Genomic DNA, 20,468 nt, shown 5'->3' on the forward strand with positions numbered 1-20,468 from the left:
CTATAGAAACCGTTAGGATGGATTCATTAAGAGGTGAAGAATTAAATGAGACCGATTATAGAGTTTTGTTTAAGTAATTTAGCGAGTGGTGCACAAAAAGCGCTCGAAGAACTTGAGAAAGACTATGATTTAGACGTAATCGAGTATGGGTGTCTAGGCTATTGTGGACACTGTGCAAAATCGTTGTTTGCTCTCGTAAATGGAGATATTGTTCACGGAGAAACCTCAGATGAACTTGTTAAAAATATATACACTCATATAGAAGAAAACGGAATGTTTTAAGAGGCAGCTATTCAAAAAATGGATAGCTGCTTTTTTCATGGATAAGGACTGTACGATTGGGAAAAATATCTAGCATATAATTTTACGAAAAACGATTGCATTTTTGTCGAAATTTGTTACATTAGAAAAGGGTCAGTCATTGGATGTCTGACAACTAACGTGCTAATAGTAAGCGTTTTCTTCCAAATTACAAAAGGGGTGTACGAATATGCAAATTTTATGGGGATTAGGTGGTATGCTCGTTCTTCTTGTAATCGCATTCTTACTTTCTCAAAATAAGAAAGCGATTAACTGGAGAACGGTAATAGGTGCACTTGCAATTCAAGTTGCTTTTGCATTGGTCGTTCTTAAATGGGATGCTGGAAAACAAGCATTACAAAGCGTCTCACAAAAAGTTTCAAACGTTGTAGCTTACGCAAACGAAGGGATTACTTTCTTGTTTGGAAGTATGATTCCTGCAGAAGGAAAAGGGTTTATCTTTGCGTTTCAAGTTTTAACCGTTATCATTTTCTTCTCTTCTCTAATTTCAGTTCTTTACTATCTAGGTATCATGCAATGGGTGGTAAGAATCTTAGGAGGAGCTTTATCTAAACTTTTAAAAACAAGTAAAGCAGAATCAATGAGTGCTACTGCAAATATTTTCTTAGGTCAGACAGAAGCACCTCTAGTTATTCGTCCATATATGAACCGTCTTACTCAATCTGAACTTTTTGCTGTAATGGTAGGTGGGCTAGCATCAGTAGCAGGTTCTGTATTGATTGGTTATTACCTATTAGGAGTACCTTTAGAATACTTAATCGCAGCTAGCTTTATGTGTGCTCCTGCAGGACTTGCGGTCGCTAAGATCATTGTTCCTGAAACTGAAGAGCCTGAAACAATGGGTGAGATCAAATTAGAACGTGACAAAGATACAGTAAACGTTATCGACGCAGCAGCAAAAGGTGCTGGAGATGGACTTCAGATCGCGCTTAACGTTGGAGCAATGCTACTTGCTTTCATCGCACTTATCGCTTTAGTTAACGGTATCCTTGGTGGAATCGGTGGCTGGTTCGGTTATGAGATCACTCTTCAACAAATTCTAGGTTATCTTTTCGCTCCAATCGCATTTATTATTGGTGTACCTTGGGAAGAAGCGGTTAAAGCAGGAACGTTCATCGGTCAAAAGATCGTATTGAACGAGTTTGTAGCTTACTCTTCATTCGCACCTCAAATTCCAGACTTAATGCCGAAAACGGTAGCGGTTGTAAGTTTCGCACTATGTGGTTTCGCGAACCTTTCATCGATCGCAATCCTTTTAGGTGGTCTTGGAGCAATGGCACCTAGCCGTCGTCCAGACATCGCAAGACTTGGAATGCGTGCTGTAATCGCAGCTACAATTGCTAACTTACTAAGCGGTGCAATCGCTGGTATGTTCATTCTATAAGAATCATTTTAAGATGCTCAAGCCGATGCTTGAGCATCTTTTTTGATAGGGAGTCTGTTTCTAAGCGCGATCTGAAGAATACCAGAGAGGGTATCTTCATCTATAATTAAGTCTGAACGAACAAGATTAGGTTGAAATGAGAGTTAATTAAGCCGTAACGACGCACAATTAGGTCTAAATTCTAAAATAAAGGCATTTCGCTAAATTTCGACAACCGACTTGACATCTAGACAACCGATATACCCCTATGGTGAACAATAAAAAACCGCAGTGGAAATCTTCCCTGCGGTTTGTCTTCTATACTTAAGCCTGCTGAGCGATCTGTTTCATCACCCACGGCTGCATTCGGTTGTATAATGCTACGAATAACAGTGTAATAATTGTACCTTTTATCAAGTTAAACGGTGTTATTCCTTTTAATATAAGATCAAGCATCATCTGGCTAGACATCGGATCAGCACCAAGGAACCACGTATATGCTGGTAAGATGATCAAGTAGTTGAGCAGTCCCATCATAAATGTCATCAAAACCGTTCCTAAGATCAAGCCCGCTGAAAGACGTTTAACAGAATTCTTTTTGCGGAATAAGTAGGATACTGGAAGAATGAAAAGAATACCGGCCACAAAGTTTGCTATTTGACCAACTGGTACTCCTGTAAAGCTCCCAACAATTCCGTAGTGTAGAACATTTTTTATGGCTTCTACCATAATACCTGCCGCTGGTCCGAAAATGATTGCGGCTAGAAGTGCAGGCACCTCACTAAAGTCAATCTTTAAGAATGGAGGTAACCCTGGGAACGGAAAGTCGAGCATCATCAGCACATAAGCAATCGTACTTAGCATCGATACCGCTACCATTTGTTTAATCTTTCCCTTTTGCATTGAAATCTCTCCTCTTTTGTGTTGCGCCATCTCATGATTTCGAATGCAGCACAGCCTGCTTCACACAAAAAATCCTTAGTCAATTAATGAGACTAAGGGAGTTTGTAAGTATGATAAACAGCATGTAAAAGATGCACAAAATGGCATACTTAAACAAAGGGTTCTGATTAGAGTTGAACCGCTGTACCTACATCTTCTCCCATCCAGACTATACTGTCGGCTCTGGAATTACACCAGATCAGCAAAAAAGAAAACTTTTTCGCTCACGGGCTGATGAAGAGGGAATCTTCAAATACCGCCGGTCGGGAATTTCACCCTGCCCCGAAGATGGATCGCTATTGTATTTTGTTACATCACCTATTATACTTTAAAAAATGTAAGTTGTGAACGAATATGCAATAACCATACCTTCCAAATAGAGGATGAACCAATATGAAGTTAACATTTGAATATACATGGCCATATGAAAGAATGATGAAAGATATATATATTTCGGAGTGTCCGTTCTGCCAACAAGACAATGTTTTGACTTCATTTAAAGAAGAACAACTGAGTCTGGCTCAAGAGGGAATCAAGCAAATCCTTATCATGCCTTGCTGTCACGGCAAGTTAACGATACTGAACGCAGACGATGACTATTTTTATACGGACGAAAAACTAAGAGGTCAATCATAAGGAGCAGGGTTAAAGCAATGGATACGTTGAAATTCACAAAGATGCATGGATTAGGCAATAATTACATCTATATAAACATGTTTGAAGAGTCGATTGAAGAGGCTGATCTGTCGAGCTTAGCAACGGCCGTTTCGAATCCTTACACGGGTATCGGATCAGATGGAATGATACTTATCTGCCCAAGCAAGTTAGCGCCAGTTAAGATGCGAATCTTTAATAACGATGGTTCTGAAGCTAAAAACTGTGGAAACGGACTTCGTTGTGTAGCCAAATATTCATATGAAAACGCCTTAGTTAAAGAAAAAGAATTTCAGATCGAAACACTAGGTGGATTAGTAACTGCTATAGTAACAACAGATAACAACAACAAAGTATCACTCGTTACGGTAAATATGGGAAATCCGATCCTACAACCTCAACAAATTCCTGTAACCGGATTTAACCACCTTCAGCAGGTAGTGAATGAGGAAGTATCTTTTGATGGAACACCTTTAAAACTAACTACTGTATCAATGGGTAATCCGCATGCGGTGTTCTTTGTTGATAGCATTGAGGAAGCGCCCTTACATTCCCTAGGTCCTATAATCGAAAAAGATAGCATGTTTCCTGATTGGGTAAATGCAGAGTTTGTTGAAGTGATGTCTAACAGTGAAATGCACTTTAGGGTTTGGGAAAGAGGATCAGGCATAACACAAGCATGTGGTACGGGAGCATGTGCAGCCGCTGTAGCCGCTGTTCTAAACAAAAAAGCAAAAAGAAATACAGACATTACCGTTCATTTAGCAGGCGGTGATCTTATCATTAATTGGAAAGATGATGGAGATGTTTGGATGACCGGTCCAGCTGAAATAATCTGTACGGGTGAATATCATAATAACAGGTAGAGGGTGCAGACGATTAGTTTGCACTTACCAAAAAAAGAAAGCAGAGATGCTTTCTTTTTTTAATCCTTAACCTCAGCCTGCTCACGATGGTGGACGATTTTGTCAGTATGTTCTATTCCCCATTGAAGCATGGATTGAATAATAGGGATCACTGTTTCACCAAACGAAGTTAGAGAATATTCCACTTTAGGAGGGACTTGTTTATATACTTCTCGGTGTATGATTCCATCACGCTCTAATTCACGTAATTGTAGGGTAAGCATCCTCTGTGTAATTCCAGGAACAAGACGCTTTAGTTCATTAAATCGTATCTCTCCATCGATCAAGTGATACAAAATTACGCTCTTCCACTTACCACCGATAATATCTAGAGTCGCTTCAACAGGACATGAGTACCCGTGAGATTGCCAATTGGATAAATCGAATTGCTGTTTACTAGTCATAGAAATGCTCCTTTAGTATAAATAATGATACTATGACACAAAAATGTGCGTACTTTTCATTTTTGTTTTTACTTTTATAATATAGCGTGTAGGGTGACAAAACAACTTAATTACATCTCAGAAAAATTGAAGGAGCGATAAATCACCATGAATAAAGATGCTAAAAAACAAGAGATCTTAGAGGCATTCCAGTTCAGACATGCGACAAAGGAATTTGATCCAGAGAAAAAAATTTCAGATGAAGACTTTGCATTTATTTTAGAAACAGGACGTCTTTCACCGAGTTCATTCGGTTTTGAGCCTTGGCGTTTTGTTGTCATTCAAAACCAAGAGCTACGTGAGCAGTTAAAGCCTGTTTCATGGGGAGCACAAAAACAATTACCGACTGCGAGTCACTATGTAGTGATGCTCGCACGTACTGCAGAAGATATGATGTATGACTCAGCTTACATTGAGTATATGATGAAAGAAGTGAAGAATCTTCCCAAAGAAGCATATGAAGCGATCAGCGGGTTTTACAAGACGTTCATAGAATCTGACTTTAAGCTACTTGGAAACAATCGAGCTATGTTCGATTGGGCAGCTAAACAAGTCTATATTGCACTAGGAAATATGATGACAGCAGCTGCTCAAATTGGTATTGATTCTTGTCCGATCGAAGGATTTGATCAAGCGAAAGTTCAGGCCATCTTGGAAAAAGAGGGAGTGCTTGAAGGCGGAAATTTTGAAGTAGCGGTTATGGTAGGATTCGGTTATCGCGTAAACGAGCCTCGTCCAAAAGTTCGCCAAGATCTTAATGATGTTGTCAAATGGATCAAATAAAAGGAAATATAAAAGTGGAGGCACATTCGCCTCCACTTTTTTAGTATTTTTGAATGATGTTATAGAATGTATCACGTTCTACAGGCACTTTGTTAGCTGTTTTAATTAAATGGACAAGTTCTTTACGCGTGATACCTGATGATGTTAATGCTCCAACTGCATGAGAGATACGTTCTTCGATCAACGTTCCGTGGATGTCACTAGAACCGAACGTTAATGCCATTTGAGTTAACTGAACGCCAATGTTGATCCAATACGCTTTGATATGGTCAAAATTATCTAGCATGAGTCGGCTGATCGCGATTGTTCTCATGTCATCAAAAGCGGAAGTTCTTCTCATCAACCCCATTGATTGTGTACGAGGCTGCATAGCTAGCGGGATAAATACCATGAATCCGTTCGTTGAATCTTGAAGTTGACGCAAGCGGTCCATATGAATGAGACGTTCTTCTTTCGTCTCAATAGATCCGTACAACATTGTTGCATGTGTTTTTAAGCCTAATCCATGAGCGATTTCGTGTGCTTCTAGCCACTGATCAGTCGATGCTTTGTCTGGGCTCATTTTTAAACGGTAGCGTTCTGTAAGAATTTCAGCACCACCTCCTGGCATCGTATCAAGACCCGCTTTAATCAATTCTTCTAATACTTCTTTCATTGAAAGTCCAGCAATTCTAGAGAAGAACTCGATCTCAGCACCTGTATAGGCTTTAACCGTGACTTGAGGATAATGTTTCTTTAAAGTACGAATCGTATCTAGATAATAATCGAATGGCACTTCATGATTATGGCCACCTACGATATGAAACTCTCGAATATTATCGTTCCAGCGTTTTTCAACATAGCTCAACAACTGCTCATCGTTCATTGTATAAGCGCCTTCTTCACCAGGCTTGCGCTTAAATCCACAGAAACTACAAGTGGCTTCACAAACGTTTGTTGGATTGATGTACAAGTTTTCGATAAAATAAACGTGGTCTCCGTTCTTACGCGTGTTTACCTCATTTGCTAAGGAAGCAACGCTCAAAAGATCGTTTGTTTCATAAAGATATAATCCGTCTTCAATAGAAAGACGCTCACCGTGAGTAACCTTCTCAGCGATTGCCTCCATGCGCGTATCTAGCGTTAATATATTTGCCATTACTAATCCCCCTAATTTTTCAAATGAAATGTTCGGATGATGTACACAATTTTTTAAGAGATAGGCATAAAGCGACACTCTCTCTTTACCAAATTTATACGAATACTTATGTATTATGAAAATTCAATACATGTCTTAATTGCATAATCATTATAATCCTATTCAAACTGTACGACAAGGGAAGCTGCTTTTTACAGGTAGGTTGTATGTAAAAAGTTTAGTTTTTTTACGAGCGACTCGTTGTCTAATAAATAGAAAAAATGTAAAATAAAAGGAACGGATATGTTGAAAACAAAGAGTGGAGTGACAAAAATGAAAGCCACAATACCAGCCACTAGACTTGAGAAGATCGAACAATTAGAGGCATTGCGTAATAAAATGATACAGGCGGCGAACGCGCTCGGTCTGCAGCATCCCATGGTGCTAAATTATAGTAGGAAAATTGATGAGACACATAATAAGATCATGGAGATGCAGCAAAGGGATAATTAATATAAAGCCGATTCCTTGAGGGCTTATTTAAGAGTCGTTATACTATAGATATAGATCCTTATTAGAGGAGTGATCATGATGATCGTTGAAATAACAGAAAGTGCAGCGAGTAGAATTAAAGAGATGCTAGCTGATGAAGAAGATCAAAACCAATTTCTCCGTGTAGCAGTTAAAGGCGGAGGATGTACAGGTCTTTCTTATGGTATGGGTTTTGATAGTGATAAGAGTGACTCAGACCAAGAAGAGATCATTGAAGGAATTCGCGTAGTAGTGGATGAAGAAAGTGCGAAAGTTCTAAAAGGAACGGTTGTTGACTTTAAACAGAACATGATGGGTGGAGGGTTTACGATTACAAACCCGAATGCAATCGCGTCATGCGGCTGTGGATCATCATTCCGTACAGCAACAAACGCTGGAACACCAGAAGAGTGTTAAACAAAAGAAAAAGCTCCTGCCTCTAGAAGAAGAGTCGGGAGCTTTTTTTGTTTTAAAGAATATTAAAGATAAACAACACGCCAAGTATATCTGATAAGACAGCAGCACTAATAAGTAAAACTTTCTTTTGCTTTTGTTGCTCTCTTAAACCAAGTGGCATTAAAAAGGTACCTAGTATAAAGAAAACAATTCCCAGTATTAAGTTAGTCTTCATTATGTAATTCTCCTTAACTAAAAAGGGTAAAAGAAAACCCGGCGCGCCAACACCGGGTAAAAATTCATATCAGTCAGCGGCACTTGTCCGCCTCACAAACAATCATAACAAATATGACGTTTGCTATCCATAAGCAATTTATTCCACCGTGTATTTTTCTAGGTCTTGCAATAACTCTGTTAAACGTGGAAGTTCTCTTTTCGTATCTTCTAGAAAGGATTCGTCTGTGATATGTAACTGATTGATGATCCTTTGCATCTCTTGAAGGCAGTCAGCGACATGCATTTCTTCTTCAGTAAACTGTCTGTTCATTTCCTACTTTCTCCTTTAAAACAATAGGTACTTGTTAAAAAAATCAATAGGCGCAGGAACTTTCCCCGCGCCAACTTAAGTTTAGAATAAGCTTGTGCTATGCAAAGGTTGCGTCTTCGCGTTTGGATCGATATAGGATTTAGCATTGTTAATTGCTGTAGGCGCTTCTCCGAAACCAGAAGCGATCAACTTTACTTTGCCATCGTACGTACATACATCACCAGCCGCATAAATTCCTTTAATATTTGTTTCCATTTTGGAATTTACAACAATTGAATTCTTTTGTATATCTAGGCCCCACGTTTTAATTGGACCGAGAGATGAGATGAAACCATAGTTAACGACAACAGCATCCACTTCAACCGTTTCTTTTACATCCCCATTTTCTAAAACAACGGCTGAGATCGTATTTCCATCACCGATCAACTCTTTTATTTGATAAGGTGTTTTAACAGCAACTTTTGAATTCATAAGTTGCTCAACACTATGTTCGTGTGCACGAAACTTATCGCGTCTATGGGTTAAAGTAATTTCTGGACAGATAGGTTCAAGCATTAATGACCAATCAAGAGCAGAATCTCCTCCGCCACAAACTAATACACGTTTTCCTGCGAATGCGTTTAGATCATTTACAAAATAATGCAGGTTTTTGCCTTCGTATTGTTGAGCTGTCGCTAGTTCTAAACGACGAGGTTGAAATGCACCTACGCCAGCCGTAATTAATACTGCCTTACTGTAATGAACATTTTTATCTGTTGTTAATTCGAAGATTTCTTCATTCTTTTCAACGTTTTGAACGGATTCCTCTAAGACCACTGTTGGGTTGAACTGCATCGCTTGCTCTTTCAGGTTATTAACGAGATCTTGAGCAAGTACTTTGGGAAAACCGGCAACATCATATATGTACTTTTCAGGATAGAGAGCAGATAATTGACCGCCAAGTTGAGGCATGCTCTCAATGATCTTCACCTTCATCTGGCGCATGCCACCATAGAATGCAGCAAACAAGCCTGAAGGTCCTCCGCCAATAATTGTGATATCGTAAATTTCTTTTGTCATAACTTTCACCTCTTCTAGATTTATGACTGATGAACATGGAATATGTTCTGACCAGAACGTGCTATCTCTCATTTTACATTCTTGAAGGAAGCCCAAAGTCCTCTTTTGATTGTAGATTTTGACAATCGAAACAATGATAAGAAAGGCATACTCCACAAGAATTTGAAACATCATCATATCGAAAAAAGGGTTGAAAAAACAAGAAAAAAGGAATAAGATGAGGGTGTATGGTTAAAAAATGTCGATATTTCGAACGTTTTTTGCATTTATTTATATCTTATTACGTGAAATATATCACAATCTATTCCTTTCCATCATATTTAATGATTGAAAAGGTCAAACTAAAAAAAATGAGAACTGGAAGTGAATTTAAATGAGTAAGCCAAAAATTCTAATATTAGGCGGCGGCTACGGCGGAATTATGTCAGCTGTACGTTTACAAAAAGAGCTAGGTTCTGACGAAGCTGAGATCACATTAGTAAATAAGCACAACTATCATTACCAAACAACGTGGCTTCATGAGAACGCAGCGGGAACATTACATCATGACAAAACTCGTATCATGATCGATAACATTATCGATATGAACAAAGTGAATTTTGTTCAAGATACAGTTAAGGAAATCAAGAAAGATGAAAAGCTAGTTATCTTAGATAATCAAGAATTAACATACGACTACTTAATTATTGCGCTTGGTTCTGATCCTGAAACGTTTGGTATCCAAGGTCTTAAAGAAAATGCATTCAGCATTCGCAGCATCAACTCTGTTCGTAAAATTCGCGAGCATATTGATTATTCTTTCGCTCGTTACAATAACGAAGGACAACCTGATGAACTTATTACAATCGTAGTAGGTGGAGCTGGATTTACTGGAATTGAATTCGTTGGTGAACTTGCTGACCGTGTTCCTGAGCTTTGCCGTGAGTATGATATTCCTCGTGAAAAAGTTCGTATCGTGAACATTGAGGCTGCTCCAACAGTACTTCCTGGATTTGATGAAGAACTTGTTGAGTATGCGATCAATAACCTAGAACGTCGTGGCGTTGAATTTCTTGTAAGCACTCCGATTAAAGAGTGTAATGAAGATGGTGTAATCCTTGCAAATGGCGAAGAGATCAAAGCTGCTACAATCGTTTGGACTGGTGGAGTACGTGGTAACCATCTAGTTGAAGAAGCTGGTTTCGAAACGATGCGTGGACGCGTTAAAGTCGACAAAGATCTTCGCATGCCTGGATTTGATTATATTTTTGTTGCAGGAGACTGTGCACTTATCATCGATGAGGAAGCAAACCGTCCATATCCTCCAACTGCTCAAATCGCTATTCAACAAGCTTATACAATCGGCCGTAACATCAAAGCATTGATGAACGGTGGAAAGCTTGAAGAGTTTAAACCTGATATTAAAGGTACAGTTGCGTCCCTAGGTAAAGGTGAAGCGATTGGTAAAGTTGGAAACAAAAAATTATTCGGTGCAACTGCATCTGCAATGAAAAAAGTAATTGATAACCGTTACCTGTTCTTACTTGGTGGGGTACCGATGGTTATTAAAAAAGGTAAGTTGAAACTGTTTTAATGGTTAATGGTAAACTAAGAGCAGAAGCGTAAAGCTTCTGTTCTTTTTTTATTACATTAAGAAAGGGCGAGCGTGCTAAATGACGAAAAAAGACAGAGGAAACGTATGGCTTGCAGCGGCTGGCCTACTGATCGACGAGGATGGAAGGTGGCTTGTCGTGAAAAAGAACTATGGTGGCCTTAAAGGTAAATGGTCCATACCGGCTGGCTTTGTAGATGCAGGAGAAACGGTTGACGAGGCTGCTGTTCGTGAAGTTTATGAAGAGACAGGCATCTTTGGAGAAGTTAGTACAATACTTGGTATACGCTCAGGAGTTATAAAAGAAACGATTAGTGATAATATGGTTGTGTTCTTATTGAAAAAAAAGCAGGGAGATCTTTCACAGCATTCAAATGAAATTGAAACTGCTGCGTTCATGAAGCCTGAAGAACTAAGAGCAGATCCGGATACTTCTCTAATGATTCATTACTTTATGGATAGAAAAGTGAAGTTTTTAGAAGATACAATTAATCCTGGGGATGTATTTGGTTATACCACTTATAAGATTATGGATTGCAGACATGAATAGTCAGGTTTTACATAAAGAGAAAGTTTCGATCAGGGCCTTCAGTGTAGCTCTGATTATTTTATAGAAGGAACAACAAAAATGTACGAAATATTCTGAAAATTAAAGAATGTTCATGATGATTACGCTTACATTGCAATATTTCGCTTTAAAACAGGTTTTTCAATCCTTCATTTCCTTGTTATTATTATCTGAAAATTTAAACAAAAAAAGAGGGAGTGTTACAACATGAGAAAACATGCGATTCAGAAAAAACATGATCAATGTCCATACTGTGAGGGAAAAGGTTATTTTCAGCTCTTGCTTGGAGGATCTGAAACGTGTGTGGAATGCTGCGGAAGCGGCAAAAAAAGAGCTTAGAACTGTAACGCTCTCAAACACGATTGACGTATATGCCCCCGTTTAGTAAACTAACTTCAGATATATGGGGGTGTCTACATCATGGATTTGCTATTGCCGCAATTCATTATTTCAATGTTGCTGTTTATGGTTCTCTTCTTTGGAATCGGTTTCTTGTTTAACATGCTCTTACGTGCTACTTGGTTTATGGTTATTCTATACCCAATAGTCGTCATAATGATTGTAGATGACATTCGTTTTTTCGAATATTTTACAAAGCCAGGTACGAGCTTTAAATTACTTGGAAGTGATCTTTTAAATTTATCAGCATCAGATATTACGATACTTGCATTCGGATTAATCGGTGCGATTCTATCCGGAGTTGCTATTAAGATGCTTCGAGTACGCGGTTATCAGATGTTTTAAAAGCCCCTCTTATAGGGGTTTTTTTATTTGCACTTTTTTTCCTTTTATTTCAAACGGGTATACATAACAACCAGCCGGGGAAGGAATAGATAGGAGAGGAGTGGACAATTTTTGTTGATTTTAAGAAAAATTGTAAAGCGAACCACGATCGTTATTCTATTTATTTGTGCTGTATTTACAACATTTCGTTCCATTTCTGGTGTAGAGGCAGATGATCTAGCGACTTGGTTAGATGAAAAACAATCAGACAACATGATTATTGAGACGACACTTAGTGTTTTAACAGAGTCTTTAAAAACTTTGCCTACCATTTATAAGCCTAACCTGATGCTATCATCTGCTGAGGTGAAACAGCGATCTCTTGAAGATGAGATGAACCTTACTCAATATCCTTCTGTTCATGTAACTGCAACAGGCTACACGGCAGGTCAAGAGAGTACAGGTAAGTCGAAAAGTCATCCTGCATACGGAATCACCAAATCAGGTTTAAAGGTGAGAAGAGACCTTTATTCTACCATTGCAGCAGATCCTGCAGTTTTTCCGATCGGTACGGTTCTATGGATTCCCGGATACGGATATGGAGTAGTTGCAGATACGGGATCAGCCATTAAAGGTAACAGGTTAGATCTATTTTATAACACAGTAGACGAAGTGTATAAGAAGTGGGGCAAGAAAAATATTGATGTTTATATAGTAGAGCGTGGAGACGGAAAGATTACAGAAAATGAACTGAATGATCTAAACGAAGAAAAGTCCATGCAAGTGTTTAGGCAGCAATACTTATACAAATGATAAAAGCTTCAGGTTCACGTGACCTGAAGCTTCTTTATGTAGCTCTCTTCTTCCTCTGGTAAGAAAACAGGAAAATCGTTCGGATGTATAAGTGCAGCTAATCGTTTCATACCGATGATTAAGCGTGGTGATGGACGGCAGAAGAGGGACTCCTCAAGTTTGAAGATCTCAGTACGAAGATCAGTCTCCAAATGGTCCCAGCCTTCTCGCTTTTGAATATGTGAAATCTGCATCTTATCTGTTTTCACACCGACCCAAACCATTCCTATGATATCTGGTTTACGGCGAACTACGTCTTCCCATGTTGTTTGTACACTTGCCAGTTCGACGTCTTGAAACAAGTTTTCTCCACCAGCAAGATAAGCGATCTCTGTGAGCCAATTCACTTTACCTGGCGTAAAGATGGGCTTTGGCCACCATTCAAAATATACTTTTTTTCTGTTTTTTATAGAGTTGCTTATTTTCTCGTATTGATTGATCTCATCCTTCATCCATTCAGTTGCCTTTTTAGCTTCTGCCATCTTATTTGTCCTTTTACCAAGATCGAGCAGATCTTTTTGGATATCTGTAAGACTTTGTGGATTATAAATGACATGTGGAATCCTACGTCGTTCCAATTCCTCTATGTTTTTCTCCATTCCTGGTACACTTAAACTGGCTAGTACAAGATCCGGCTCTAGAGATTGAAGTTTGTTCATATCAATCGATAGATCTGGACCTAATCTCGGAAGTTTTTCGATATCCTTTGGCCAATCTGAAAAGTCATCGACTCCGATCAATTGTGAAGTTAATCCTAAATAATGCAACAGTTCGGTGTTACTTGGGCAAATTGAAATGATTCTCAAAGAGAAGAACCTCCTATGATATGAACAACCATGACAAGAGTAATGTTTGAAGAATTCCAAGAAGTCCGCCAAAGAATACTTCACTAGGACGATGTCCAAGAAGTTCTTTTAGTTCTTTTCTTTGTTCTTCCACCTTTTTCTCTTGAAATCTCTCTGATTCTCTCACATGGTTTCTGAATTCTTCTACTAAGTCATTCAATACGGCTGCTTGTTCTCCTGCATGCCAACGGATACCTTTTGCATCGTACATGACGATGATTGCAAACATGGCAGCGATGGCGAAGAGAGTTGAACCCATTCCGTGTAAGGCTCCAACGGCGGTAGCTAATGAAGTAACAGCAGCTGAGTGTGAACTAGGCATTCCTCCTGTACTAATAAATAACTCCCATCTAATTTTTTTAGTATGATAAAAATGGATAGGGATTTTTAAGAATTGTGCAGAAAATACACCAAGTAAAGCTGCTATTAATGGGAAGTTCAATAGAATATCTGGCATGAGGATTATCCTTTCAATAGGGTGGTTTATAGTATGGCTGTTTTAGATAGTTGTTACCCGATTTAGGACTAGTTCAATCTTTGCGTAACATGGATTGAAGGAGGAAACAAGAATGGAGTATTTTCCGGAGGAGTATTATGAATTTTTCATTGTTTTTAACGATGGAGATTATTATACAGGTCACGATCTGTTAGAAGAAGTGTGGCTCACTGACCGCAGTAACCTGTTTGTTAAAGGATTGCTACAGATGACGGTTGCTCTTTATCATTATGAATATGGAAACCTTAAAGGAGCTAGACAAATGATGAGAGTAGGTAAAGAGTATCTAACTCCGTATAAACCAATTCATTGGCAGTTGAATGTGGAGAAAGTACTATTATTTATTGAACAGTGCCTTAAAGTCATCCCTATTGATCTAGACAGAGTGGCATTTGAAGAAGTTGTTCATCTGCCTGTTCTTCCAAAACTTTATTTAAATTTAGAAGAATAAAGAATCGTGAATTCGAAATATTCTAAAAGAAAGAGTATAATGAGATGCAGAGCTTTATAACGAATAAGGGGGAACTTTAACATGTTTACGATTAAACAACTTTGGAATACTAGCGAACAAGAAGAAGTCCTACTGGTCGGTTTATTTCAAGAACCAAAACTTACTGGTGTAATGGCAGATATGGATAAGGAATTAAGTGGAACAATTACTGTTCTTATAAAAGAAGGGGATCTTTCAAATCGCCTAAAAAGCATAAAAAAGCTGAATACACTTGGTCAGCTCGGCACGAAAAGAGTTTATTTTGCAGGTCTAGGAAAGCGTGAAGATTTTTCTTATGACAAAGCTAGAAGCACGTTCGGAAGAGCTGTCCAAGAAATCACAAAAGAAAAGAGAACACACTTTTCTATATTGCTGGATACGTTCCATACGGACCAGCTTTCGATCGAAAAGCTTGCCCATGCTTTTAGTGAAGCAGCGGGTACAGCAGTTTATAAATTTGAAGACTATAAAAAGAAAACGAATGAACCACAAAAGCGGTTAGAATCTGTAACTGTTTATACGGAAAACAGTGAAGTTGAAGCTGGGCTGACGAGCGGATTTGCTTATGCGAAAGGAATTAACTTTGCTCGAGATCTTGTGAACACACCTGCGAACCTTTTGACACCAACAGACCTTGCTGCAGAAGCGATTGATGTGGCGCTTGAATATGGCATGGAATATGAGATTCTTGAAAAAGAAGACATGGAGAAGCTGGGAATGGGAGCTATACTTGCTGTAAGTAAAGGTTCAGATCAGCTTCCTAAATTGATCACGGTAAAATATCAAGGTGGGAAAAAGGAAGATTCTTATGTTGCCCTAGTAGGAAAAGGATTAACCTTTGATGCGGGAGGTTATTCCATTAAACCTGCTCTCAACATGCATGAAATGAAAAGCGATATGGGCGGAAGTGCGGCAGTATTGGGTGCGATGGAGGCAATCGGTCAATTGAAGCCTGAGATTAATATTATGTTTGTGATTCCATCTTCAGAGAACTTGATCAACGGAGAGGCAATGAAGCCAGGAGACGTGATCACTTCACTGAGTGGAAAGACTATTGAAGTTCGAAACACAGATGCTGAAGGACGTCTCATTCTAGCCGATGCGATTACGTATGCAAAGGAACAAGGGGCTAAGTATATTGTGGACGTTGCTACTTTAACTGGCGGAGTGGTCGTTGCACTAGGAGATTGTACAACTGGTGCTCTTACAAACAATGAAGAGTTCTATGAACATATTAAGCAATCTGCAGCGGATGAAGCGGAATTATTGTGGCTCCTTCCAAGTTTTCAGCCATTTAAAGATATGTTAAAAACAAGTGATGTTGCAGATCTTAACAACTCAACAGGCAGACTAGGTCATGCTATTACGGGTGGATTGTTTGTAGGTGAGTTCGCTGAAAATACGCCTTGGGTCCATTTGGATATAGCAGGTACCGCTTATTCTGGAAAGTCCACAGAGTTAGGTCCTAAAGGAGCAACTGGTGTTATGGTTCGAACTCTCGTTAACTTCGTAAGAAATTTTAAAGCCTAATAAGAACGATGAAAAGCTGGTTCTCGCTGTTGAGAGCCAGTTTTTGTTTTGTGTTTGACAAATCCCCTTTATCCATGTTAATTTGTTAAAGGTTTAACATATTAGTGATTTAGCGAAATAAAGCGATAAAGTTGTTTGAGGAGGAAATGAAATGAATGCTGTAGTATTAGCCGTAGCTGTTATGCTAGTACTTAGCCTTTTACGTATACATGTTGTCGTAGCCTTGCTAATTGGAGCCTTAGTAGGCGGATTTGTAGCAGGAATGGGTTTAACAGAAACAATAACAGTATTTACTGAAGGGTTAGGATCAAATGCAGTCATCGCATTAAGTTATGCGTTATTAGGAAGTTTTGCCGTTGCGTTATCTCGCACAGGTCTTCCTAAACTGATGGTAGAAAAAGCAATCGTCTTGGTCGGAAAAGAAGGAGAATCTAAAAAGAAGTCATTATCAAAAGTACTAATCTTATTTATCATCCTTATGATTTCTTCATTCTCACAAAATTTAATTCCTGTTCATATTGCGATCATTCCGATTTTTATTCCACCTTTGCTGCACGTATTAAATGAACTGCAGCTTGACCGCAGGTTAGTTGCGACTGTTATTACGTTTGGATTGATCACACCGTACATGTGGTTCCCGGTGGGGTTCGGAGGGATCTTTCATGAGATTCTTCAAACAAACATGAAAGATAGTGGACTATCTGTAAAGATGGATCAGATTCCTGCTGCGATGACGATTCCGTCTCTAGGAATGATTGTTGGTCTATTGATCGCTGTCTTTATTACGTATCGTAAACCACGTAATTATGAAGATAGAACGACAGGAATGACAAAAACTGACGATGTATCTTATACGGTTCGTTCGATCTTTGTAGCTGTTTTAGCTATTGTGGCTACATTGTTTGTACAACTACAAACGGATTCAATGATCTTCGGAGCATTATCAGGGATAATCGTTCTGTATTTCAGTGGACAGTTAAAGTTAAATGCTTCAGATGCAATATTAACTGAAGGTATGAAAATGATGTCGTATATTGGATTTGTTATGATCTCTGCCGCTGGTTTTGCAGCCGTGATGCGCGAGACAGGGGAAGTAGAGACATTGGTTAAAGACAGTGCTGCTTTCATCGGCAACTCGACGGCTCTTGGCGTACTGTTGATGTTGGTTATTGGATTGCTCGTAACGATGGGAATCGGCTCTTCGTTCTCTACCATTCCAATCATAACAACCATTTTTGTCCCATTAGCTGGAGAATTAGGCTTAAGTGTTATGGCGACAATCGCCTTGATCGGTACAGCAGCCGCTCTAGGTGATGCTGGTTCTCCTGCTTCTGACAGTACACTAGGTCCTACTTCTGGTCTGAATGTTGATAATCAGCATAATCACATCTGGGATACATGTGTACCGACATTTTTGCATTACAATATCCCATTGATCGCTTTTGGATTTATTGCAGCGATGGTTTTATAACGATTCCATTTTGTAGAGACAGATTCTTAGAATCTGTCTCTTTTATTATTTTTACGAAAAATACACATGCTAAAAACAAGGAGGGAAAGACCATGACTAAACGTAAACACTCTTGGGATGCAACGAAGAAAAATAACTCAACACCAACTGAAAGCATGACGAATGTAGAGTTTTCTGATGAAAAATTCAGTGATGAACTTCCAAAAAGAGATACACAAAGCCCAAGATCAAAAGGAAAGTAAAAGAAGCTGACTCCAATGAAAATCGGAGTCAGCTTTTTTTAGAAGATTATTCGAAGAAAGTAAGTTCCGGAACCCATTGCTTCATATGTGTTTTTATTTCTTCATAAGGCTTTTTCATGGCAGGTAAGTCTTTCATAGGATGGATCACAAATGGTTGATCTACATAAGTTGGAAGAAATTTCGGTTCGGATAATTCGATGGTTTTTTCCGTTCCTTTTTGTCGTTTGGTTACCTTCAGTTGAACGATTCCACCGATGTCTTTATATTCACGTCTTTGACCGGATAAGAAATTCCCGAGAGAATAAGCGACGAACGTTTTTGAACCGTCACTTGCGGTTTCCCATTTAACAGGTTGCAGTACATGTGGATGGTGACCGATAATGATGTCTCCACCGGCTTCGGTTACTACTTTCACGATGTTCTTTTGAAACTCATTTGGCATCCGTTCATATTCATTACCGAAATGAAGAGATACCACATTTACATCTGATAAAGTTCTCGCTTCTTTAATGTCCCGCTTGATTCGTTCTACTTCGATCAGATTGACAAGATGATTCTTTCCTGTTGGAACTGGAATTCCGTTCGTTCCATATGTATAGCTCAAAAAGGATACTGTAATGTCGTTCCTTCTGATCAGCCTGATATTTTGTCGATCTTTATCTGTTAGATAGGCACCCGTATACATCACATCAATTTGATTCCAATAATTTAAAGCACTGATGATCGCCTTTTCTCCCCGGTCAAGTGTATGGTTATTAGCTAACGTTACTAAATCTACGCCGGTTGCTTTTAACGCATCTCCAACTTCATGTGGAGAATTGAACGAGGGATAGGATGAGAGACCAAGCTGAGTACCACCAATCATTGTTTCTTGGTTTGCCATCGTAATATCAGGCTCAGATAAATATGATTTTACTAGAGAGAAGTTACGATTAAAGTCATAGCCATTTGCAGTTTTTGCTTTATTATAGACCGTATCATGGATCAAGATGTCACCGATCGCAGCAAGTTTAAGATCTGTTGTTTTTCCTTCAGGTTGAGGAGTGATCGGTTCTGTTTTTATTTCTTGTGGTTCAGCTCTATTTTCCTGTTTCGGTATCTTTTTTTCTTCTACCGTTTGTAAATCTGCGTTATTATACATATATATAAATGCGATTGTCGAAAAGAATACGACTACAATTCCTGTGAACCACCAAAGACGTTTCAGTGGTAACACCCCCTTTGTGTCTATCATAATGGAAGATGTGGGGATATGTATATGTCAAATTAATCGGTATTGAAAACGGTTCCAATTCTTGCATTCGGGAGGAAAGTACAAAATGAGACAAATCACAGCGCAAATCGTAGAACAAATGGACCAAAATGATGAACTTGCTTCTTTTAAAAAAGAGTTCTATACAAGGGATGAATCGATCTATCTCGATGGAAACTCTCTAGGACTTCTATCTAAACGTGCAGAACAGTCTTTGTTTGATGTATTAAATGACTGGAAAGAACATGGGATAGACGGATGGATGGGTGGTAAATACCCGTGGTTTACTCTGAGTGAAAAACTAGCAGAAAAGCTATCTTTACTCGTTGGAGCAGAAGATAAAGAAGTCATTGTTACAGGTTCAACTACTGTAAATCTTCATCAATTGGTGGCTACGTTTTTTGAACCGAAGAACGGAAGAACGAAGATTTTAGCAGATGAGCTCACTTTCCCTTCTGATATTTATGGCTTACAAAGTCAGTTAAAATTAAAGGGATTAAATCCTGATACCGATCTGATCCAAGTAGGAAGCAAGAATGGTTTAACTCTGGATGAACAAGATATCATTGATAAGATGACAGAGGATGTAGCTCTTATCTTACTTCCATCTGTTCTCTACAGAAGCGGGCAATTGTTAGATATAGAACGTTTAACGCGTGAAGCTCACAAAAGGAATATACCGATCGGATTTGATCTTTGTCACTCGATTGGAGCTCTTCCTCATGAATTAAGCAAATGGGGAGTTGATTTTGCTTTTTGGTGCAATTACAAGTATGTAAATGCTGGACCGGGTGGAGTCGGGGGATTGTACGTTAATAAAAACCATTTTACGAAAACACCAGGGCTTTCTGGATGGTTTGGCAGCAAAAAAGAAACGCAGTTTGATATGGACCACCATTTTGATGCGGAGAATTCTGCGGGTGGTTTCCAAATTGGAACACCACATATGCTGAGTACTGCACCTTTGATCGGATCGTTAACTATTTTTGAAGAAGCCAAGATCGATCGGATTCGAACAAAATCTTTAAAATTAACGACTCTGCTCATGGATTTGTTGAATCAAGAGATCGAAAATGAGTTTACGATCGTAAATCCACTAGATGATAAAAGAAGAGGCGGTCATGTGGCTCTTATGCACAATGACGCTGCACGAATTTGCAAAGCTCTAAAAGAAAACGGCATCGTTCCAGATTTTAGAGCACCAAACATTATTCGTTTAGCTCCAGTTGCATTGTATAATTCTTATAGCGATGTATACGAGGCAGTCCAGATTTTAAGTAAGATCATGAACAATCGTGAATATGAGAAATATGAAAATAAAAGAGAAGTCATCGCATAGGGAGTGGT

Annotated in this window: 26 protein-coding genes and 1 riboswitch; of the genes, 17 read left to right on the forward strand and 9 right to left on the reverse strand. The window is 38.8% G+C overall.

The features are described 5' to 3' along the window. Positions 1–45 precede the first annotated feature (45 nt). Together FS458_RS04845 and FS458_RS04850 are read left to right on the forward strand one after the other, a co-directional pair. A complete protein-coding gene (locus FS458_RS04845) occupies positions 46–282 on the forward strand; it encodes a YuzB family protein (protein WP_144698334.1) in 237 nt (78 codons plus the stop codon). Between the two features lie 208 nt (positions 283–490). After that, positions 491–1,705 carry a NupC/NupG family nucleoside CNT transporter gene (locus FS458_RS04850; protein WP_144698336.1) on the forward strand — a complete coding sequence of 405 codons (1,215 nt, stop codon included), beginning with the start codon at positions 491–493 and terminating at the stop codon, positions 1,703–1,705. A 303-nt stretch (positions 1,706–2,008) separates the two neighbouring features. Here FS458_RS04850 and FS458_RS04855 read toward each other — a convergent pair whose 3' ends face one another. After that, complete coding sequence (locus FS458_RS04855) at positions 2,009–2,587, reverse strand: ECF transporter S component (RefSeq protein ID WP_225218677.1); 579 nt, start codon at positions 2,585–2,587, stop codon at positions 2,009–2,011. A gap of 187 nt (positions 2,588–2,774) precedes the next feature. Beyond that, positions 2,775–2,920: riboswitch (FMN riboswitch) on the reverse strand. 99 nt (positions 2,921–3,019) lie between these two features. Here FS458_RS04855 and FS458_RS04860 point away from each other — a divergent pair. Together FS458_RS04860 and dapF are read left to right on the forward strand one after the other, a co-directional pair. Then, positions 3,020–3,262, forward strand: a complete 243-nt coding sequence (locus FS458_RS04860) for a hypothetical protein (RefSeq protein WP_144698338.1) — start codon at positions 3,020–3,022, stop codon at positions 3,260–3,262. Positions 3,263–3,279: 17 nt separating this feature from the next. Further along, positions 3,280–4,146: a diaminopimelate epimerase gene (gene dapF, locus FS458_RS04865; protein ID WP_144698340.1), complete on the forward strand. Its 867-nt coding sequence runs from the start codon at positions 3,280–3,282 to the stop codon at positions 4,144–4,146. A gap of 59 nt (positions 4,147–4,205) precedes the next feature. On the opposite strand, the gene FS458_RS04870 is transcribed toward dapF, so the two are convergent. Then, positions 4,206–4,589, reverse strand: coding sequence for a winged helix-turn-helix transcriptional regulator (locus FS458_RS04870; RefSeq protein ID WP_144698342.1), 384 nt, complete (start codon positions 4,587–4,589; stop codon positions 4,206–4,208). A gap of 147 nt (positions 4,590–4,736) precedes the next feature. Here FS458_RS04870 and FS458_RS04875 point away from each other — a divergent pair, with 147 nt between their 5' ends. Continuing rightward, entirely contained in the window at positions 4,737–5,411 is a 675-nt protein-coding gene (locus FS458_RS04875) for an NAD(P)H-dependent oxidoreductase (protein ID WP_144698344.1), read from the forward strand. 40 nt (positions 5,412–5,451) lie between these two features. Here the strand turns inward: FS458_RS04875 and mqnE are convergent, their stop codons facing one another. Then, positions 5,452–6,549 (reverse strand): aminofutalosine synthase MqnE, encoded by a 1,098-nt coding sequence (mqnE, locus tag FS458_RS04880; RefSeq protein ID WP_144698346.1) that lies wholly within the window; start codon positions 6,547–6,549, stop codon positions 5,452–5,454. Between the two features lie 312 nt (positions 6,550–6,861). Between mqnE and FS458_RS04885 the strand changes: the two genes are divergently transcribed. Then, complete coding sequence (locus FS458_RS04885) at positions 6,862–7,041, forward strand: aspartyl-phosphate phosphatase Spo0E family protein (protein WP_144698348.1); 180 nt, start codon at positions 6,862–6,864, stop codon at positions 7,039–7,041. 78 nt (positions 7,042–7,119) lie between these two features. Then, complete coding sequence (locus FS458_RS04890) at positions 7,120–7,476, forward strand: HesB/IscA family protein (protein ID WP_144703288.1); 357 nt, start codon at positions 7,120–7,122, stop codon at positions 7,474–7,476. Between the two features lie 52 nt (positions 7,477–7,528). On the opposite strand, the gene FS458_RS20570 is transcribed toward FS458_RS04890, so the two are convergent. From FS458_RS20570 to FS458_RS04895, 3 genes are all read right to left on the reverse strand, one after another. Then, positions 7,529–7,690 carry a hypothetical protein gene (locus FS458_RS20570; RefSeq protein ID WP_186320450.1) on the reverse strand — a complete coding sequence of 54 codons (162 nt, stop codon included), beginning with the start codon at positions 7,688–7,690 and terminating at the stop codon, positions 7,529–7,531. Positions 7,691–7,828: 138 nt separating this feature from the next. Beyond that, positions 7,829–8,002 carry a hypothetical protein gene (locus tag FS458_RS20575; protein WP_156499195.1) on the reverse strand — a complete coding sequence of 58 codons (174 nt, stop codon included), beginning with the start codon at positions 8,000–8,002 and terminating at the stop codon, positions 7,829–7,831. Positions 8,003–8,083: 81 nt separating this feature from the next. Next, positions 8,084–9,061: an NAD(P)/FAD-dependent oxidoreductase gene (locus FS458_RS04895; protein ID WP_144698350.1), complete on the reverse strand. Its 978-nt coding sequence runs from the start codon at positions 9,059–9,061 to the stop codon at positions 8,084–8,086. Between the two features lie 373 nt (positions 9,062–9,434). Here FS458_RS04895 and FS458_RS04900 point away from each other — a divergent pair, with 373 nt between their 5' ends. The 5 genes from FS458_RS04900 to FS458_RS04915 all read left to right on the forward strand — a co-directional run bounded on the left by FS458_RS04900 (position 9,435) and on the right by FS458_RS04915 (position 12,756). After that, positions 9,435–10,634, forward strand: a complete 1,200-nt coding sequence (locus FS458_RS04900) for an NAD(P)/FAD-dependent oxidoreductase (RefSeq protein ID WP_066397232.1) — start codon at positions 9,435–9,437, stop codon at positions 10,632–10,634. Between the two features lie 79 nt (positions 10,635–10,713). Beyond that, positions 10,714–11,202, forward strand: coding sequence for an NUDIX hydrolase (locus FS458_RS04905; RefSeq protein ID WP_144698352.1), 489 nt, complete (start codon positions 10,714–10,716; stop codon positions 11,200–11,202). A gap of 225 nt (positions 11,203–11,427) precedes the next feature. After that, complete coding sequence (locus tag FS458_RS20580; protein ID WP_171005383.1) at positions 11,428–11,559, forward strand: YuiA family protein; 132 nt, start codon at positions 11,428–11,430, stop codon at positions 11,557–11,559. Between the two features lie 81 nt (positions 11,560–11,640). Then, the gene (locus FS458_RS04910) at positions 11,641–11,964 is read left to right on the forward strand and encodes a YuiB family protein (RefSeq protein ID WP_144698354.1); all 324 of its coding nucleotides are present in this window, start codon (positions 11,641–11,643) and stop codon (positions 11,962–11,964) included. A gap of 117 nt (positions 11,965–12,081) precedes the next feature. Beyond that, entirely contained in the window at positions 12,082–12,756 is a 675-nt protein-coding gene (locus FS458_RS04915; protein ID WP_144703291.1) for a 3D domain-containing protein, read from the forward strand. A 14-nt stretch (positions 12,757–12,770) separates the two neighbouring features. Here FS458_RS04915 and FS458_RS04920 read toward each other — a convergent pair whose 3' ends face one another. Next, a complete protein-coding gene (locus FS458_RS04920) occupies positions 12,771–13,601 on the reverse strand; it encodes a cobalamin-binding protein (protein ID WP_144698356.1) in 831 nt (276 codons plus the stop codon). 13 nt (positions 13,602–13,614) lie between these two features. After that, positions 13,615–14,097, reverse strand: a complete 483-nt coding sequence (locus FS458_RS04925; protein ID WP_144698358.1) for a divergent PAP2 family protein — start codon at positions 14,095–14,097, stop codon at positions 13,615–13,617. A 112-nt stretch (positions 14,098–14,209) separates the two neighbouring features. Here FS458_RS04925 and FS458_RS04930 point away from each other — a divergent pair, with 112 nt between their 5' ends. The 4 genes from FS458_RS04930 (at position 14,210) to FS458_RS20585 (ending at position 17,869) form a co-directional block, all read left to right on the forward strand. Then, the gene (locus FS458_RS04930; protein WP_144698360.1) at positions 14,210–14,587 is read left to right on the forward strand and encodes a DUF309 domain-containing protein; all 378 of its coding nucleotides are present in this window, start codon (positions 14,210–14,212) and stop codon (positions 14,585–14,587) included. Positions 14,588–14,668: 81 nt separating this feature from the next. Continuing rightward, positions 14,669–16,156 carry a leucyl aminopeptidase gene (locus FS458_RS04935; RefSeq protein ID WP_144698362.1) on the forward strand — a complete coding sequence of 496 codons (1,488 nt, stop codon included), beginning with the start codon at positions 14,669–14,671 and terminating at the stop codon, positions 16,154–16,156. Positions 16,157–16,307: 151 nt separating this feature from the next. Beyond that, positions 16,308–17,627, forward strand: coding sequence for a Na+/H+ antiporter family protein (locus tag FS458_RS04940; protein WP_144698364.1), 1,320 nt, complete (start codon positions 16,308–16,310; stop codon positions 17,625–17,627). Between the two features lie 92 nt (positions 17,628–17,719). Next, positions 17,720–17,869 carry a hypothetical protein gene (locus tag FS458_RS20585; RefSeq protein WP_186320451.1) on the forward strand — a complete coding sequence of 50 codons (150 nt, stop codon included), beginning with the start codon at positions 17,720–17,722 and terminating at the stop codon, positions 17,867–17,869. 46 nt (positions 17,870–17,915) lie between these two features. Here the strand turns inward: FS458_RS20585 and FS458_RS04945 are convergent, their stop codons facing one another. Then, a complete protein-coding gene (locus FS458_RS04945) occupies positions 17,916–19,085 on the reverse strand; it encodes a CapA family protein (protein WP_260858400.1) in 1,170 nt (389 codons plus the stop codon). 103 nt (positions 19,086–19,188) lie between these two features. On the opposite strand from FS458_RS04945, the gene kynU reads away from it, so the two are divergent. Further along, positions 19,189–20,460, forward strand: a complete 1,272-nt coding sequence (gene kynU, locus FS458_RS04950) for a kynureninase (RefSeq protein ID WP_144698366.1) — start codon at positions 19,189–19,191, stop codon at positions 20,458–20,460. Positions 20,461–20,468: the final 8 nt, after the last annotated feature.

It is taken from the genome of Fictibacillus phosphorivorans (genome assembly GCF_007673525.1).
Lineage (GTDB): Bacteria > Bacillota > Bacilli > Bacillales > Fictibacillaceae > Fictibacillus > Fictibacillus phosphorivorans_C.

Bases quoted from the DNA above. Each gene is read 5' to 3' on its own strand.
- FS458_RS04860 (WP_144698338.1), top strand. From the start codon at position 3,020: ATGAAGTTAACATTTGAATATACATGGCCATATGAAAGAATGATGAAA.
- FS458_RS20580 (WP_171005383.1), top strand. From the start codon at position 11,428: ATGAGAAAACATGCGATTCAGAAAAAACATGATCAATGTCCATACTGT.
- FS458_RS04890 (WP_144703288.1), top strand. From the start codon at position 7,120: ATGATCGTTGAAATAACAGAAAGTGCAGCGAGTAGAATTAAAGAGATG.
- FS458_RS04845 (WP_144698334.1), top strand. From the start codon at position 46: ATGAGACCGATTATAGAGTTTTGTTTAAGTAATTTAGCGAGTGGTGCA.
- FS458_RS04925 (WP_144698358.1), bottom strand. From the start codon at position 14,097: ATGCCAGATATTCTATTGAACTTCCCATTAATAGCAGCTTTACTTGGT.
- FS458_RS20570 (WP_186320450.1), bottom strand. From the start codon at position 7,690: ATGAAGACTAACTTAATACTGGGAATTGTTTTCTTTATACTAGGTACC.
- FS458_RS20575 (WP_156499195.1), bottom strand. From the start codon at position 8,002: ATGAACAGACAGTTTACTGAAGAAGAAATGCATGTCGCTGACTGCCTT.
- FS458_RS04885 (WP_144698348.1), top strand. From the start codon at position 6,862: ATGAAAGCCACAATACCAGCCACTAGACTTGAGAAGATCGAACAATTA.
- FS458_RS04940 (WP_144698364.1), top strand. From the start codon at position 16,308: ATGAATGCTGTAGTATTAGCCGTAGCTGTTATGCTAGTACTTAGCCTT.
- FS458_RS04930 (WP_144698360.1), top strand. From the start codon at position 14,210: ATGGAGTATTTTCCGGAGGAGTATTATGAATTTTTCATTGTTTTTAAC.
- FS458_RS04905 (WP_144698352.1), top strand. From the start codon at position 10,714: ATGACGAAAAAAGACAGAGGAAACGTATGGCTTGCAGCGGCTGGCCTA.
- FS458_RS04850 (WP_144698336.1), top strand. From the start codon at position 491: ATGCAAATTTTATGGGGATTAGGTGGTATGCTCGTTCTTCTTGTAATC.
- FS458_RS04895 (WP_144698350.1), bottom strand. From the start codon at position 9,061: ATGACAAAAGAAATTTACGATATCACAATTATTGGCGGAGGACCTTCA.
- FS458_RS04870 (WP_144698342.1), bottom strand. From the start codon at position 4,589: ATGACTAGTAAACAGCAATTCGATTTATCCAATTGGCAATCTCACGGG.
- FS458_RS20585 (WP_186320451.1), top strand. From the start codon at position 17,720: ATGACTAAACGTAAACACTCTTGGGATGCAACGAAGAAAAATAACTCA.
- FS458_RS04900 (WP_066397232.1), top strand. From the start codon at position 9,435: ATGAGTAAGCCAAAAATTCTAATATTAGGCGGCGGCTACGGCGGAATT.
- FS458_RS04855 (WP_225218677.1), bottom strand. From the start codon at position 2,587: ATGCAAAAGGGAAAGATTAAACAAATGGTAGCGGTATCGATGCTAAGT.
- FS458_RS04910 (WP_144698354.1), top strand. From the start codon at position 11,641: ATGGATTTGCTATTGCCGCAATTCATTATTTCAATGTTGCTGTTTATG.
- FS458_RS04875 (WP_144698344.1), top strand. From the start codon at position 4,737: ATGAATAAAGATGCTAAAAAACAAGAGATCTTAGAGGCATTCCAGTTC.
- FS458_RS04935 (WP_144698362.1), top strand. From the start codon at position 14,669: ATGTTTACGATTAAACAACTTTGGAATACTAGCGAACAAGAAGAAGTC.
- mqnE (WP_144698346.1), bottom strand. From the start codon at position 6,549: ATGGCAAATATATTAACGCTAGATACGCGCATGGAGGCAATCGCTGAG.
- dapF (WP_144698340.1), top strand. From the start codon at position 3,280: ATGGATACGTTGAAATTCACAAAGATGCATGGATTAGGCAATAATTAC.
- kynU (WP_144698366.1), top strand. From the start codon at position 19,189: ATGAGACAAATCACAGCGCAAATCGTAGAACAAATGGACCAAAATGAT.